This window comes from Streptomyces orinoci (assembly GCF_003121295.1).
Lineage (GTDB): Bacteria > Actinomycetota > Actinomycetes > Streptomycetales > Streptomycetaceae > Streptomyces > Streptomyces orinoci.
The window spans coordinates 597,205-611,671 of sequence record NZ_PHNC01000029.1; the positions used below are offsets into that span (position 1 = coordinate 597,205).

Sequence of the window (14,467 nt, forward strand, 5' to 3'; positions counted from 1 at the left end):
TAATGCCCAGGACTCGTACCCCGAGTAATCCCAGAACCAAAGGAATCCTGTTCATGAGCGCGATACCGCCGACCATGACAAAGGCGTCCTCGGGTGATCCCGCGGACGCCGCGTCGGGCACCCAGGACGGCCTCAAGGCCGGGCTCAAGAACCGGCATTTGTCCATGATCGCCATCGGTGGCGTCATCGGTGCCGGTCTCTTTGTGGGCTCCGCGTCCGGTATCGCCGCGGCCGGTCCCGGCATCCTGATCTCCTATGCGCTCGTCGGCGCCATGGTCGTCTTTGTGATGCGCATGCTCGGCGAGATGGCCGCGGCCAACCCGACCTCCGGCTCCTTCTCCGCCTATGCGGACCGGGCGCTGGGCCGCTGGGCCGGCTTCACCATCGGCTGGCTGTACTGGTTCTTCTGGGTCGTGGTGCTGGCGGTCGAGGCGACCGCCGGTGCCAAGATCCTTCAGGGCTGGATCCCGGCCGTGCCGCAGTGGGGCTGGGCCCTGATCGTGATGCTGGTGCTGACCGCCACCAACCTGGCCTCGGTCAGCTCCTACGGTGAGTTCGAGTTCTGGTTCGCGGGCATCAAGGTGGTCGCGATCGCCGCCTTTATCGTCATCGGCGGACTGGCCGTCTTCGGTGTGCTGCCGGGCTCGCACAGCGACACCGCCGGACTGTCCAACCTGACCTCGCACGGCGGCTTCCTGCCCCATGGCCCCGGGGCGATCCTCACCGGTGTGCTGATGGTCGTCTTCTCCTTTATGGGCAGCGAGATCGTCACCCTGGCCGCCGGTGAGTCGGAGGACCCGCAGCGCGCGGTCCGCCAGGCGACCAACAGTGTGATCTGGCGGATCGGCGTCTTCTACCTGGGCTCGATCCTGGTGGTCGTCTCGCTGCTGCCGTGGAACTCCAAGGCCATTGCCGACAAGGGCAGTTATGTGGCGGCGCTGGACTCGATCGGCATTCCGCACGCCGGGCAGATCATGAATGTGATCGTGCTGACCGCGGTGCTGTCCTGCCTCAACTCCGGCCTCTACACGGCCTCCCGGATGGCCTTCTCGCTGGGTCAGCGCGGTGACGCGCCCAAGGCGTTCTCGGTGACCAACAAGCGGGGCGTGCCGCAGACCGCGATCCTCGCCTCGGTGGTCTTCGGATTCGTCGCGGTGGCCTTCAACTACTGGTGGCCGGACACCGTGTTCAAGTTCCTGCTCAACTCCTCCGGTGCGATTGCCCTGTTCGTCTGGCTGGTGATCTGCTTCACCCAGCTGAAGTTCCGCGGGATCATCCGGCGCGAGATGCCGGAGAAGCACCTGGTGAAGATGTGGCTCTTCCCCTATCTCACCTGGGCGACCATCGGCATGATCCTCTTCGTCCTCGGCTACATGGTGGTGGACGGCGGCGACAACCGTGACCAGGTGCTGGCCTCCAGCCTGGTCGGGGTGCTGGTGCTGGCCCTGGGTGTGATCCTGGGCCGCCGCCACAAGAAGGCGGAGATCGCCGAGTAGTTCTCGGTAAGTACGGGCCGGGCCCGCGTTTCCCTCCGGGGGGCGCGGGCCCGGCGTCGTTTCCGTGGTCGCTGACCGGTCAGCCGATGGGCGGCAACGGACACGTCCGCACCAGAACCGGTCTCCCCCCGCGGGCAGTTGGGATCTGCCCGTACGGTCGCACCGGTCCAGACAGCGGAAGGACGCCCGTTGGCCACGCGACTTGTGAAGATCCCCGCTGCTCGCGGCAGACTGCGGGAAGCCGCCGAGCAGATCCAGCTCGCCACCGGGCGGCGGATCGAGATCATCAGGGGCACGCTGCTGATGCCCCCCGCTCCTCCCGTTCACCATATGGCGGCCCTGAACGACCTGCGCCACCTCCTGGACGACCGGCTCCCCGAAGGTCTCGGCGACTTCGAGAACGTCGCCGTACCGTTGCCGGGCGACCCGGACGACTACGCGGTACCCAGCCTGCTGGTGTGCCGGACCGCCGTCCTGGCGGCCGAACCCCAGGAGTGGCTGCTGCCCGGCGAGGATGCCGAACTCGCCGTCGAGGTGACCTCGCCCTCCGAGCGCCCCGTGGGCGTCGCCGACAAGATCGCCTGGTACGCGGAGGCCCGGGTACCGCGACTGCTCTATCTGTTTCCGGCGAAGGGGAGCTGGAGCCTCCATTCCCGTCCCTCGGACGAGGGCTACCGCACCGTGTCGTACGGCAAGTACGGCGACGCCGTGCCGCTGCCCGATGAGCTGGGCGGCGAGCTGCCCACCGGGGACCTGCCGCGGTACGAGGCATAGACGAACGGGCCCGCATCCCCTGACAGGGAACACGGGCCCGCGGCGTACCGGAAAGGGTCAGCGACGGCCCACCAGCCGCCAGGCGGACGGCAGTACGCCCATGGCCAGCGCCGCCTTGAGCGCGTCGCCGATCAGGAACGGGGTCAGGCCCGCCGCCACGGCCTGGGACAGCGACAGATGAGCGGCGAGTGCCAGATAGGGCACGCCCACCGCGTAGATGATGGCCGAGCCCAGAGCCATCGTGCCCGCCGTCCGCAGTGCCGAGCGGTCGCCCCCGCGACGGGCCAGGGCACCGGCCACCGTGGCGGCCAGCAGCATGCCCAGGACATAGCCGAAGGAGGGGAAGGCCGCACCGGAGCGGGCCTCGGCGAACCACGGCATGCCCGCCATACCGGCCACCGCGTAGAGGGCCAGCGAGAGGAAGCCCCGGCGGGCGCCCAGGGCGGTGCCCACCAGCAGGGCGGCGAAGGTCTGCCCGCTGACCGGAACCGGCGAGCCGGGAACGGGCACCGTGATCTGCGCGGTGACCCCGGTCAGCACCGCGCCGCCCAGGATCAGGGCGGCGTCCCGGACCCGGGCCCGGGCGGCCGAGGAGGCGGGCAGGAGATCGGCGAGGACCGTACCGGTCCCAGTCACTGACGTTGCGGCGGTGGCCATCGGAACTCCCCGAGAGGTGCGTGGATAAGGCATGAATAAGAGGACAGGCTGACGTTAGTCCAGCCCGGTCCATTCGGCACGTAGTCACCTTTGACAAAGCCCGGCCCATAGCCTTTGGCGGGTTTCGCCCGAGTGATGCTGGTCACCTGCCACCCGGCCCGGCTTGGCCGGAAGGCCCGGCTCGGGAGATTGTGGACGCGCGCATACCTTGCGCCCCCGTCGCAAGCCCCGCGCTCCCGCACGACACCTGAGAGTACGAACCGCATGCACGACGCACCTCCGGCCGCCGAGCCGCTCGCCGGCGAGCAGGAACCTCTGTCCGCGGGACTCAAGCAGCGGCATCTGACGATGCTGGGGCTGGGCGGAGTGATCGGTGCCGGGCTGTTTGTGGGCTCGGGCGCCGGGATCGCGGTCGCCGGGCCCGGGATCATCGTCTCGTATCTGATCGCCGGTGCGCTGGCGATGCTGGTGATGCGGATGCTGGGCGAGCTCTCCTCGGCGATGCCCGCCTCGGGCGCCTTCTCGGTGCACGCCGAGCGGGCACTGGGCCGCTGGGCCGGGTTCACGGTGGGCTGGCTCTACTGGTTCCTGCTGGTGATCGTGCTGGCCGTGGAGGCCACCGCCGCCGCGCAGATCGCCCATGGCTGGGTGCCGGGGATGCCGCAGTGGGCCTGGGTGCTGGTGTTCATGGTGGTGTTCACCGCCGCCAACCTCTCCGCGGTGAAGAACTTCGGTGAGTTCGAGTTCTGGTTCGCCGCGCTCAAGGTCGGCGCCATTGTGCTGTTCCTGGGCCTGAGCCTGCTGGCCGTCTTCGGTCTGCTGCCGGACACCCATCCCGTGGGCTTCACCAACCTCACCGGCCAGGGCGGCTTTCTGCCGCGCGGCTGGAGCGGGGTGATCTCCGGAGTGCTCGCCGTGGTCTTCTCCTTCGGCGGCCTGGAGGTGGTCACCATCGCCGCCGCCGAGTCCGAGGACCCGGCGCGGGCGGTGGGCCGGGCGGTACGCAGCGCGGTGTGGCGCATCCTCTTCTTCTATGTGGGCTCGATGCTGGTCATCGTCACCCTGCTGCCCTGGTCCTCGCTGAAGCCGGGCGAGAGCCCCTATGTGGCGGTGCTGGACCACATCGGGGTGCCGGCGGCCGGCCAGATCATGCAGATCGTGATCTTTGTGGCCCTGTTGTCGGCGCTCAACGCCAACCTCTACGGCTCCTCGCGAATGGTCTTCTCGCTGGCCGAGCGGGGCGAGGCGCCGCGCTCGCTGCTGACCGTCTCCGGCGGCGGGGTGCCCCGGCGGGCCGTACTGGCCTCGGTGGCCTTCGGCTTCGCCTCGGTCATCCTCAATCTCAAGTGGCCGGACTCGATCTTCCACTATCTGCTCAACGCGGTGGGCGCGGTGCTGCTCTTCGTCTGGGGCCTGATCGCCGCCTCCCAGCTGCGGCTGCGGCGGCGGATCGAGCGGGAGACGCCGGAGCGGCTGTCCCTGAAGATGTGGGCCTTCCCTTATCTGACCTGGCTGGCGCTGGCCGCCATGGGCGGGGTGCTGGTCCTGATGCTCACCGACGCCGGCTCCCGGCCGCAGCTGCTGTGGTCGGCGGCGGCCACCGGTGCGGTGCTGGCGGTGGCGGGCCTGCGCGAGCTGCGGCTGCGCCGCGCGTCCTGACGCCGGCCGGTTCGGGCGCCATGCTCGTCCCCGGCGAAGAGCCTGGATGAAAAGCCCGGAGGAAAAAGCCCGAGCAAAAAGCCCGGTTTCTGACGATCCGCCAGTCGCGGAGAGTCACCCCGGTGTCTGAATAACGGACACCTCTGTCAGAAGTGTTGTCCTGAGCGAACATCGCCCCCACACTGAGGCAACTTTTCAGCGCTGATTCACCTTCCTTAACTCATGTCACGGGGACGGACACCACCATGACTCGCATAACCGCGACCTCCGCGACCGAGCGCGAAGCCAGCGATACAACGCCGCACTCGGCCGACGGCGCCCTGTCACACGGCCTCAAACAACGCCATCTGTCGATGATCGCCCTCGGCGGGGTGATCGGCGCCGGACTGTTCGTGGGCTCCGGCACCGGCATCGCGGCCGCCGGACCGGGGATTGTGCTCGCCTATGCGGTGTCCGGGCTGCTGGTGATGCTGGTGATGCGGATGCTGGGTGAGATGGCCGCGGCCAACCCCGCCTCCGGCACCTTCTCGGTGCACGCGGAGCGGGCCATAGGCCCCTGGGCGGGCTTCACCGCGGGCTGGATGTTCTGGATAGAGCTGTGTGTGGGCATCGCCGTGGAGGCCATCGGCGCCGCGTCCATCATGGTGAAGTGGTTCCCCTCCACGCCCTCGTGGATGTGGGTGCTGCTGTTTATGGCCGTGTTCTGCGGGACCAATCTGGCGGCGGTCGGCAACTTCGGCGAGTTCGAGTTCTGGTTCGCCGCGCTGAAGGTGGCCGCCATCGGCACCTTCCTGGTCATCGGGGTGCTGGCCATCCTGGGCCTGCTGCCGGGCACCTCCGCCCCGGGCACCCACAACCTCACCGGACGCGGCGGCTTCCTGCCCAATGGCACCGACGGACTGGTGGCCGGACTGCTGGCCTCGGTGTTCGCCTATGGCGGCCTGGAGACGGTGACCATCGCGGCGGCCGAGTCCGAGCAGCCGGTCAAGGGCGTGGCCAAGGCGGTGCGCACCGCGATGTGGCGGATCGCGCTGTTCTACGTGGGCTCCATGCTGGTGGTGGTCACCCTGCTGCCGTGGACCGACAAGTCGGTGGTCACCGACGGCCCCTATGTCGCGGTGCTCAACTACCTCGACATCCCGGCGGCCGGCCGGATCATGGATGTGATCGTGCTGGCCGCCCTGCTCTCGGCGATGAACGCCAATATCTACGGCGCCTCCCGGATGTCCCACTCGCTGGTCCAGCGCGGCGAGGGCCCCCGCTTCCTGGCCAAGGTCAGTAACGGGGTGCCGCGCCTGACCGTACTGGCCTCCTCGGCCTTCGGCTTCCTGGCGGTGCTGTTCAGCTACTGGTGGCCCACCACCGTCTTCAAGTGGCTGCTCTATATGACCGGCGCCGCCGTGCTGGTGGTCTGGGGCTTTATCGCCGCCACCCAGCTGCTGCTGCGGCGCAAGCTGGAGCGCGAGGAGCCGGAGAAGCTGGTGGTACGGATGTGGGCCTTCCCGGTGCTCACCTGGGTGGCGCTGGCCGGGATCGTGGCCACCCTGGGTCTGATGCTGCGGGAGCAGGACACCGCCGAGCAGCTGTACGCCACCGCGGGGCTCACCGTGGCCCTGGCGCTGACCGGCTATCTGCGCCAGCGCTCGGCCGCCGCCAGGCGGAACTGACGCACTGACAACTCTCCGCTCTCCGGGCGGGGTGGGACCTGATTCTCAGGTCCCACCCCGCCTTACGTCTTTGGGCCGAGAATGCCCCCTCGTTCCGCCAGCGCCGGGCACTTGCTGATAGCGTCTACCTGCAAGTTAATTGCAATAAGCAGTCGGAGGGCTCGGCATGGCCATCTACACACTTCCTGAACTCCCGTACGACTACGCGGCGCTCCAGCCCGTCATCGACGCGAAGATCATCGAGCTGCACCACGACAAGCACCATGCGGCCTATGTCAAGGGCGCCAATGACACCCTGGAGCAGCTGGCCGAGGCCCGTGACAAGGACCAGTGGGGGGCCATCAACGGCCTGGAGAAGAACCTCGCCTTTCATCTCTCCGGCCACATCCTGCACAGCATCTACTGGCAGAACATGACCGGTGACGGTGGCGGCGAGCCGCTGGAGAAGGACGGCGTGGGCGAGTTGGCCGACGCCATCGCCGAATCCTTCGGCTCCTTCGCCAAGTTCAAGGCCCAGCTCTCCAAGGCGGCCGCCACCACGCAGGGTTCGGGCTGGGGTGTGCTCGCCTATGAGCCGCTCAGCGGCAAGCTGATCGTGGAGCAGGTCTACGACCACCAGGGCAATGTGGGCCAGGGCTCCACCCCGATCCTGGTCTTCGACGCCTGGGAGCACGCGTTCTATCTGCAGTACAAGAACCAGAAGGTGGACTTCATCGAGGCCATGTGGCAGGTGGTCAACTGGCAGGACGTGGCGAAGCGTTACGCGGCCGCGAAGGAGCGGGGCAACGCGCTGCTGCTGGCGCCCTGACCTCCGCCCCCCAGCCGCCTGCTCGTGATCGTCTTCTCACCCGTGTCACGCGGCAGGCACGGTGGAGGCCCCCGCGCGGTCGAGTCGCGCGGGGGTCTTCCCCATGGTCCCAGGCTCAGGCGTGTCCGAACGCCTCGCCGGTCACGGTGAATTCACGGGCCAGCCCGGTCTCATGCAGCCGGGCGAAGGGGGCGAAGGGCACTCCGCACTCCGACTTGCCACGGTCGAAGTTCCAGCTCTTCGCCACGGCGAAGCGGTAGTCGATGACGATGGAGCCATCGGCAGCCACCCGGACGGTGCCGGTCAGCCGGAACTCCACACAGCGCAGGGCCAGCCACCAGTCGGGGCTGACCCGCCGGGTGATCAGGGCGTCCCGCCAGCCGCTGTCGGCGGGGTACGCGGCGGGGGCGCGCGGTCCGGCGTTCCACCGGCGCAGTGCCTCTTCCCGCCAGCGCCGGAGCTGTTCGTCGGCGGCGGCGCGGACGGCCGGCAGGGCGAGCAGCGCCTCGGCGTCCACCCGGCGCGGGGTACCGGTGGCGCCGAGGTAGTGCCGCAGCATCCCGGCCGCCTGCCGCAGGCCGAGGGCGTGCCACAGGGCGGCCAGGGTGCGGCAGACCGCGACGGTGAGCAGGTCGTACGGGCGTACGGGCAGCTCGGCGAAGGCGGCGTTGGTGCAGGGTGGCTCCGCCTCCGCCCAGCCGCCGTCGCGGCCCAGGGGCTCGCTGAGGTCGGTCTGGCCCATGGCGCGACCCTACGATGTGAGCCCGTCCCGCGCCCGCCCACCGGGTTCCCCCGGGGGACACGGTGCGCCCCCTTGGGGGCGCGGGGAACTGCGCGACCAGCCACGGACGGCCGTGCAGCCGAACGACTTCCGGCGCCACCCCAAGGGGCGCGGGGAACTGCGCGACCGGCCGAGGACGGTTCGCACCCGGCGACGAAACGGCGTCTGCCAACAACCCCTGTCGTCCGGCCGCAGGCCGTGCGTGGCCGGTCGCGCAGTTCCCCGCGCCCCTGGTGGGTGCCCGGCGACGAAACGGCGTCTGCCGACAACCCCCGTCGCCCGGCCGCAGGCCGTGCGTGGCTGGTCGCGCCCACGCGGCGGAGCCGCATATGTGGCCGCCCCGCGCCCCTGACGGGGCACCCTCAGTCGAAGATGGGGCCCTCGGTCCTGGTGCGCTTGATTTCGTAGAAGCCCGGCGTGGAGGCGACCAGCAGCGTGCCGTCCCACAGGCGGGCGGCGGCCTCGCCCTTGGGGGCGGGGGTGACCACCGGGCCGAAGAAGGCCACCTCGCGGCCCTCGGGCCCGGGCACCGCGATCACCGGGGTGCCGACCTCCGTACCCACCTTCTCGATCCCCTCCGCATGCGACTTGCGCAGCGCCTCGTCATGGGCGTCGGAGTCGGCCGCGTCCGCCAGCGAGGCCGGCAGCCCGGCCTCCTCCAGGGCGGCGATGATCGTCGCCCGCTCCCGCGGCAGCCCCTGGTTGTGGAAGCGGGTGCCCAGCGCCGTGTAGAGCCGCCCCAGCACCTCCTCGCCATGCTCCTGCGCCGCTGCGATGCACACCCGCACCGGCCCCCAGGCGGAGCGCATCGTCTCGGCGTAGTCCTCCGGCAGCTCGTCCAGCCGGTTCTCATTGAGCACGGCCAGGCTCATCACATGCCAGCGCACCCGCACCGGACGCTGCTTCTCCACCTCCAGCATCCAGCGGGAGGTCATCCATGCCCACGGGCACAGCGGGTCGAACCAGAAGTCGGCGGTGGTCTTCTCGTCTGTGGTCACCCTTGGCTCCTGCTCCTCGTACGCAATGAACGGTCAGCCTTTCAACAACCGCCCCCATGCCATGATTCCTCAAGCTCGAAAGTCCAGCCGATCCGAGGGAGCCCGCACGTGCCCGGCGAGAATCTGACCCGTGAGGAGGCCCGGCAGCGGGCCGCGCTGCTGACCGTGGACGCCTACGACGTGGCACTGGACCTGCGTTCCGCGGTGGGTGAGGCCAATGGCGAGCCCCGCACCTTCCGCTCGGTGACCACCATCCGCTTCCGCTGCGCCGAGCCCGGCGCCGCCACCTTCGCCGACCTGCTGGCGCCCGCCGTCACCTCGGTCACCCTCAACGGCCGCGAGCTGGACCCGGCCGCCGTCTTCGACGGCTCCCGGATCGCGCTGGACGGCCTGGAGGCCGACAACGTCCTGGTGGTGGACGCCCAGTGCGCCTACAGCCGCACCGGCGAGGGCATGCACCGCTTTGTCGATCCCGAGGACGGCGAGGTCTACCTCTACACCCAGTACGAACCGGCCGACGCCCGCCGGGTTTTCGCCAACTTCGAACAGCCCGACCTCAAGGCCCCGTTCACCTTCGCGGTCACCGCCCCCACCGGCTGGACCGTGCTCAGCAACGGCGCCCAGGACGGCGAGTGCGCCCCCGTGGACGCCACTTCCTCCGCCTGGCGCTTCCAGCCCACCCGCCCCATCTCCACCTATATCACCGCCGTGGTCGCCGGTCCGTACCATGTGGTCCGCGACCACTACCGGCGCCAACTGCCCGACGGCGGAACCCTGGAGATCCCGCTGGGCGCCCTCTGCCGCAAGGGCCTGGCCAAGCACTTCGACGCCGAGGACATCTTCACCGTCACCAAGCAGGGCTTCGACTTCTTCCATGAGCACTTCGGCTACCCGTACCCCTTCGGCAAGTACGACCAGGCCTTTGTCCCGGAGTACAACCTGGGCGCCATGGAGAACCCGGGCTGTGTCACCTTCCGCGAGGAATTCGTCTTCCGCGGCAAGGTGACCCGGGCCGCCTATGAGGGCCGGGCCAATGTGATCCTTCATGAGATGGCCCATATGTGGTTCGGCGACCTGGTCACCATGGAGTGGTGGGACGACCTGTGGCTCAAGGAGTCCTTCGCCGACTTCATGGGCTCCTTCTCCCAGGTGGAGGCCACCCGCTTCGACAACGCCTGGGTCACCTTCGCCAACCGGCGCAAGGCCTGGGCCTACCGCGCCGACCAGCTGCCCTCCACCCACCCGGTCACCGCCGACATCCGCGATCTGCAGGACGCCAAGCTCAACTTCGACGGCATCACCTATGCCAAGGGCGCCTCGGTGCTCAAGCAGCTGGTGGCCTATGCCGGACGGGACGCCTTCCTGGAGGGCGCCCGCCGCTACTTCGCCCGGCACGCCTATGGCAACACCCGCCTGGCCGACCTGCTCTCGGTGCTGGAGGAGACCTCCGGCCGGGACATGACCACCTGGTCCCGGGCCTGGCTGCAGAGCTCCGGCGTCAACTCCCTCACGCCCGAGGTCACTTGTGACGCGGACGGCCGGATCACCGAACTGGCCGTGCTCCAGGAGGCGGACGGCGAACAGCCGCTGCGCCCGCACCGGGTGGCCATCGGCCTCTACCGCCGCGAGGGCGCGGAACTCGTCCGCTACGCCCGCGCCGAGACCGATGTCACCGCGGCCCGCACCGTGGTCACCGAGCTGGCCGGGGCCCAGGCCCCGGAGCTGGTCCTGGTCAATGACGAGGACCTGACCTACTGCAAGGTCCGTTTCGACGAGCGTTCACTGGCCACCCTGCGCGCCCACCTGGGCGACCTCACCGACCCGCTGGCCCGCGCCCTGTGCTGGTCCGCGCTGTGGAACCTCACCCGGGACGCCCTGCTGCCCGCCCGGGACTTCCTGGACCTGGTCCGCCGCTTCGCGGGCGACGAGAGCGACATCGGTGTGCTCCAGACCGTCCAGGGGCAGGCCGCCACCGCGCTCACCCACTACACCGTGCCCGCCTCCCGCGAGGCGGCCGGGCGGCTGCTGGCCCAGAGCGCGCTGGCCGAGCTGCGCCGGGCCGAGCCGGGCAGCGGCCACCAGCTGGCCTGGGCCCGCTTCTTCGCCCAGCTGGCCACCGACGAGGACGAACTGACGCTGCTCCAGGACCTGTTGGCGGGCAGCGCACGGATCGAAGGGCTGGAGGTGGACCAGGAACTGCGCTGGGCCTTTCTGCTCACCCTGGCCGCCCGGGGCGTGGCCGGGCAGGACGCGCTGGACGCCGAGCTGGACCGCGACAACACCGCCTCCGGCAAGCGGCACCAGGTCCGCTGCCTGGCCGCCCGCCCGCTCGCCGAGGTCAAGGCGCGGGCCTGGGCGGATGTGGTGGAGTCCGACCGGCTCTCGAACGCCCTGGTCGAGGCCACCATCTCCGGCTTCGACCAGCCGGACCAGCGGGAGCTGCTGGCGCCCTACGCCCCGCGCTACTTCGAGGTGATCGAGAGCGCCTGGCGGGAACGGTCCATCGAGATCGCCCTGTCCATCGTCCGGGGCCTGTTCCCGATGACCCAGGGCGACCGGGCGACCCTGGACGCCACCGACGCCTGGCTGGCCGCCCACCCCGACGCCGCGCCCGCGCTGCGCCGGGTGGTGCTGGAGTGCCGTGACGACCTGGCCCGCGCCCTGCGCGCCCAGGACTGTGACGCCGAGGTGATCGGCTAACAACCCTCCGTATACAGGGGCGTTGGGCCTTTCGAAGGTCGAACGCCCCTGCATTGGTCCGCTGTTGTCCGCATTTGTCAACGGGCCTGTAACAGCGGTTAAAGGACCGTCGGACGACGGGAATGGCCGGGACATGAGCTACGACACCCCGCTTTCGCCTCGTCCGCTGCACCACCTCACCGACATCCGGCACCGGGTGATGACCTCGCGTCAACTCCGGGAGCACGGAGTGACCTCCACAACCGTCAACGAGCGTTGCCGGCCCGGCGGTCCCTGGCAGCCGCTGCTGCCCGGGGTCTATCTGCTGCACTCCGGTCCGGCCAGCGGCGAGGAGCGGCTGCACGCCGCCCTGCTGTACACCCTGGCGCGCACCCAGGGCGTCCCCCGGCAGCCCGGCCCGCAGGAGGACCCGGCGGCGCCCTACGGCCAGGCGATGATCACCGGGCTGGCCGCGCTGGCCCTGCATGGCTTCGCCACCGCTCCCCCGCCGGCCGCCCTGGACCGGATCGAGGTCCTGGTGCCCAGCACCCGCCGGCTGCGCCCGGCCGGGTTCGTCCGTCCGGTGCGGGCGCACACCGTGCCCCGCCCCCGGCTGCTGGCCGGGGTACCGGTGGCGCCGGTGGCCCGGGCGGTCGCCGACGCGGTGGCCGCCCTCACCCAACCCGCCCCGGTGCGCGCCCTGTTGGCGGAGGCGGTGCGCGGCGGCCACTGCGAGCCCTCCCAGCTGGTGCGCGAGCTGTCCCGGTCCCGGGTGCTGCACCGGCCCGCGGTGCAGTCCGCGGTGGACGGCCTGCTGGCGGAGAGCCGGGCGGCGGCCGAGGGCCGGCTGTACGCCCTGGTGGCCGAGCATGCCCTGCCCGCCCCGCTGTGGAATGTGGAGCTTTGGCTGCCGGGCGGCCCCTGTCTGGGCGCGGTGGACGCCTTCTGGCCGGACCATGGCGTGGTGGTGGAGATCGACACCCGGGCCCCGCACACCGAGGAGGGTATGCACTGGTCCGAACCGGCCCGGCGCGGCGAGCGGCTGGAGCGGCTGGGGGTGGCGGTGGTGCACCTCACCCCGCGGCAGCTGGCCGGGGACGCCGGGGAGACCGAGCGGCATGCCGCGGTGGTACGGACCGCGCTGGCGTCCTCCGCCGAGCGCGACCCGGCCGCGTATCTGGTGGTGCTGCCGAAGTGATCAGCGCTTGAGGAGCAGTTCGGTGTTGCGGTCGGTGGCCTCGCCGACCAGGGAGGGGTCCGACCCCGGTGCGTTGAAGGCCAGTTCGCGGTAGAGCGAGGCCAGCCCGGTCTGCGAGAGGTCGTGGAAGTCGGTGCGGTACGGAGCCGCGGACTCGATGAGGGTGGTGAACAGCGAGATGGTGCCGTCGTGGTTGTCAGTGATCTCGATGACCCGGGCCAGCTGCGGATAGTCGATATGGGAGGCGGTGGCGATCTCCCAGAAGGTGCCGCGCGGCCGGATCCGGTTGCGGTGGCTGTGACCGTTGATCCAGGCCAGGACGTTCTTGTGGCGCTGCAGCAGATCGATCAGCTCATCGCCGCCGTACCGCTTGTCCTGGGGGTGGGCGGGGTCGGGGGTGGTGTTGTCCATGCTCCAGCTGGGATGGTGGCTGAAGATCAGGACATAGTCGTCCTTGTGGTCCGCCAGGACCTTCTCCAGCCAGCTGAACTGGGCGCTGCCCAGGGAGCCCTGGTAGTGGCCGCCGGGCGAGGTGGAGTCCAGGCTGACGCCCAGCACCCGGTCGGAGACCCGGAAGGTGTAGTAGAGGTTCCCGGAGTCGAGGTTGGCCTTGGTGTAGCCGTGGCCGGCCGGGCCCTTGCCGGTGTAGGCGGGGTCCAGATGCATGGCCATGTACTGATGTTGCGTCAGCGGTACCCGGCGCGGGTCGGGGGTGACCCGGCGCAGTTCCTTCTTGTGCCGGCGCAGCAGGTCCTCTATGCGCTTGCCGCGGGGATCGACGCCGTGCAGTTCGCCGTCCATCAGCCACTTGGCCTCTTTGGCCGGGATGGAGTAGAGCTTTTTGCCGCCCACCGCGACCTCGGCGATAAAGGAGCCGACGGCCGGGTAGCAACCGCCGGACAGCAGATCGTGGTTGCCGAAGGTGGAGTACCAAGGGATGTTCAGGCCGGGGCTGTTGACGCGGCGCATGGCGGCGTCCAGATAGCCGTGGATGCGCGGGTAGCCCACCGCCTTGTCCTGGTCGCGCAGTGAACTCTCCGGGTGCCAGTAGAGCTTGAGGTTGCTGTTCTGGACGCCCTCGTAGTGGCGGGGGTCACCGGTGTTGGGGGTGAGCCGGCCGCCGCTCATGGCGGTGAGGAACCACTCGGCCTCGATCTTGGCGTTCTCGTCGCCGTTGTCGCCGGTGGTGATGACAAAGCGCAGCGGGGAGCCGGTGGCCGGGCCATGGCGGAGCTTGTTGACGCGCTCGATCAGGGAGACCACGCCGGGCAGGGTGAGCGCCTCATGCGGGCGCCAGGCGCCGGGGCCGCCGGAGCGGAAGAACTCATAGCGCAGCGGGTGCTGTACGTCCGTCAGATGCAGATCGGTGAACTGGACGAAGGAGGCCAGGGTGGTGCGGCGGCGGTCCCGGGTGGCACGGGCGGCGGAGAGCTCGGTGCGTACCCGGCGGGGCCAGCCGGGCCCTTCGCCCAGGCGGCGGTAGCCGCCGCTGCCGCGGGGGGCGGCCACCGAGGCGAGGGTGGTGCCGGCGCCGGAGGGGGCGGCCTCGGCGAGGGTGCCGGTTTCGGGCGCGCCGGCGGCCGGGTGGGTGCCGGGGTCCGGGGTGTCGGCGGCGGCGGAACCGGCCAGGGTCAGGGTCAGTCCGGTGCCGACGGCGCCCGCCGCCGCCAGGAAGCCGCGGCGGTCGAGGTGCGGGGCTGCGGATCTGGTGGATCTGCGGTGCATGGCGGTCTCCCCGAGTGCGAAGGCG

11 protein-coding genes are annotated in these 14,467 nt (G+C 70.2%); 7 read left to right on the forward strand and 4 right to left on the reverse strand.

From position 1 onward, the window contains the following. Positions 1–53: 53 nt before the first annotated feature. Together CV755_RS17540 and CV755_RS17545 are read left to right on the forward strand one after the other, a co-directional pair. On the forward strand, positions 54–1,496 hold the full coding sequence (locus tag CV755_RS17540; protein WP_193553421.1) for an amino acid permease: 1,443 nt from the start codon (positions 54–56) through the stop codon (positions 1,494–1,496). Between the two features lie 189 nt (positions 1,497–1,685). Next, positions 1,686–2,270, forward strand: a complete 585-nt coding sequence (locus tag CV755_RS17545) for a Uma2 family endonuclease (protein ID WP_109281159.1) — start codon at positions 1,686–1,688, stop codon at positions 2,268–2,270. A 57-nt stretch (positions 2,271–2,327) separates the two neighbouring features. Here CV755_RS17545 and CV755_RS17550 read toward each other — a convergent pair whose 3' ends face one another. Then, positions 2,328–2,927: a biotin transporter BioY gene (locus CV755_RS17550; protein WP_109281160.1), complete on the reverse strand. Its 600-nt coding sequence runs from the start codon at positions 2,925–2,927 to the stop codon at positions 2,328–2,330. A 264-nt stretch (positions 2,928–3,191) separates the two neighbouring features. On the opposite strand from CV755_RS17550, the gene CV755_RS17555 reads away from it, so the two are divergent. From CV755_RS17555 to CV755_RS17565, 3 genes are all read left to right on the forward strand, one after another. Continuing rightward, the gene (locus tag CV755_RS17555) at positions 3,192–4,586 is read left to right on the forward strand and encodes an amino acid permease (protein WP_109281161.1); all 1,395 of its coding nucleotides are present in this window, start codon (positions 3,192–3,194) and stop codon (positions 4,584–4,586) included. Between the two features lie 245 nt (positions 4,587–4,831). After that, complete coding sequence (locus tag CV755_RS17560) at positions 4,832–6,253, forward strand: amino acid permease (protein ID WP_109281162.1); 1,422 nt, start codon at positions 4,832–4,834, stop codon at positions 6,251–6,253. Positions 6,254–6,419: 166 nt separating this feature from the next. Continuing rightward, positions 6,420–7,061, forward strand: a complete 642-nt coding sequence (locus CV755_RS17565; RefSeq protein ID WP_109281163.1) for a superoxide dismutase — start codon at positions 6,420–6,422, stop codon at positions 7,059–7,061. A gap of 115 nt (positions 7,062–7,176) precedes the next feature. On the opposite strand, the gene CV755_RS17570 is transcribed toward CV755_RS17565, so the two are convergent. Then, positions 7,177–7,803 carry a hypothetical protein gene (locus CV755_RS17570; protein ID WP_109281164.1) on the reverse strand — a complete coding sequence of 209 codons (627 nt, stop codon included), beginning with the start codon at positions 7,801–7,803 and terminating at the stop codon, positions 7,177–7,179. 401 nt (positions 7,804–8,204) lie between these two features. Continuing rightward, positions 8,205–8,840 (reverse strand): DsbA family protein, encoded by a 636-nt coding sequence (locus CV755_RS17575; RefSeq protein ID WP_109281165.1) that lies wholly within the window; start codon positions 8,838–8,840, stop codon positions 8,205–8,207. A gap of 108 nt (positions 8,841–8,948) precedes the next feature. On the opposite strand from CV755_RS17575, the gene pepN reads away from it, so the two are divergent. Then, on the forward strand, positions 8,949–11,540 hold the full coding sequence (gene pepN, locus CV755_RS17580) for an aminopeptidase N (protein ID WP_109281166.1): 2,592 nt from the start codon (positions 8,949–8,951) through the stop codon (positions 11,538–11,540). Positions 11,541–11,673: 133 nt separating this feature from the next. Next, positions 11,674–12,717, forward strand: a complete 1,044-nt coding sequence (locus CV755_RS17585) for a hypothetical protein (protein ID WP_109281167.1) — start codon at positions 11,674–11,676, stop codon at positions 12,715–12,717. On the opposite strand, the gene CV755_RS17590 is transcribed toward CV755_RS17585, so the two are convergent. Then, positions 12,718–14,442 carry a TIGR03767 family metallophosphoesterase gene (locus CV755_RS17590; RefSeq protein WP_109281168.1) on the reverse strand — a complete coding sequence of 575 codons (1,725 nt, stop codon included), beginning with the start codon at positions 14,440–14,442 and terminating at the stop codon, positions 12,718–12,720. It abuts the gene before it with no gap. Between the last annotated feature and the right edge of the window lie 25 nt (positions 14,443–14,467).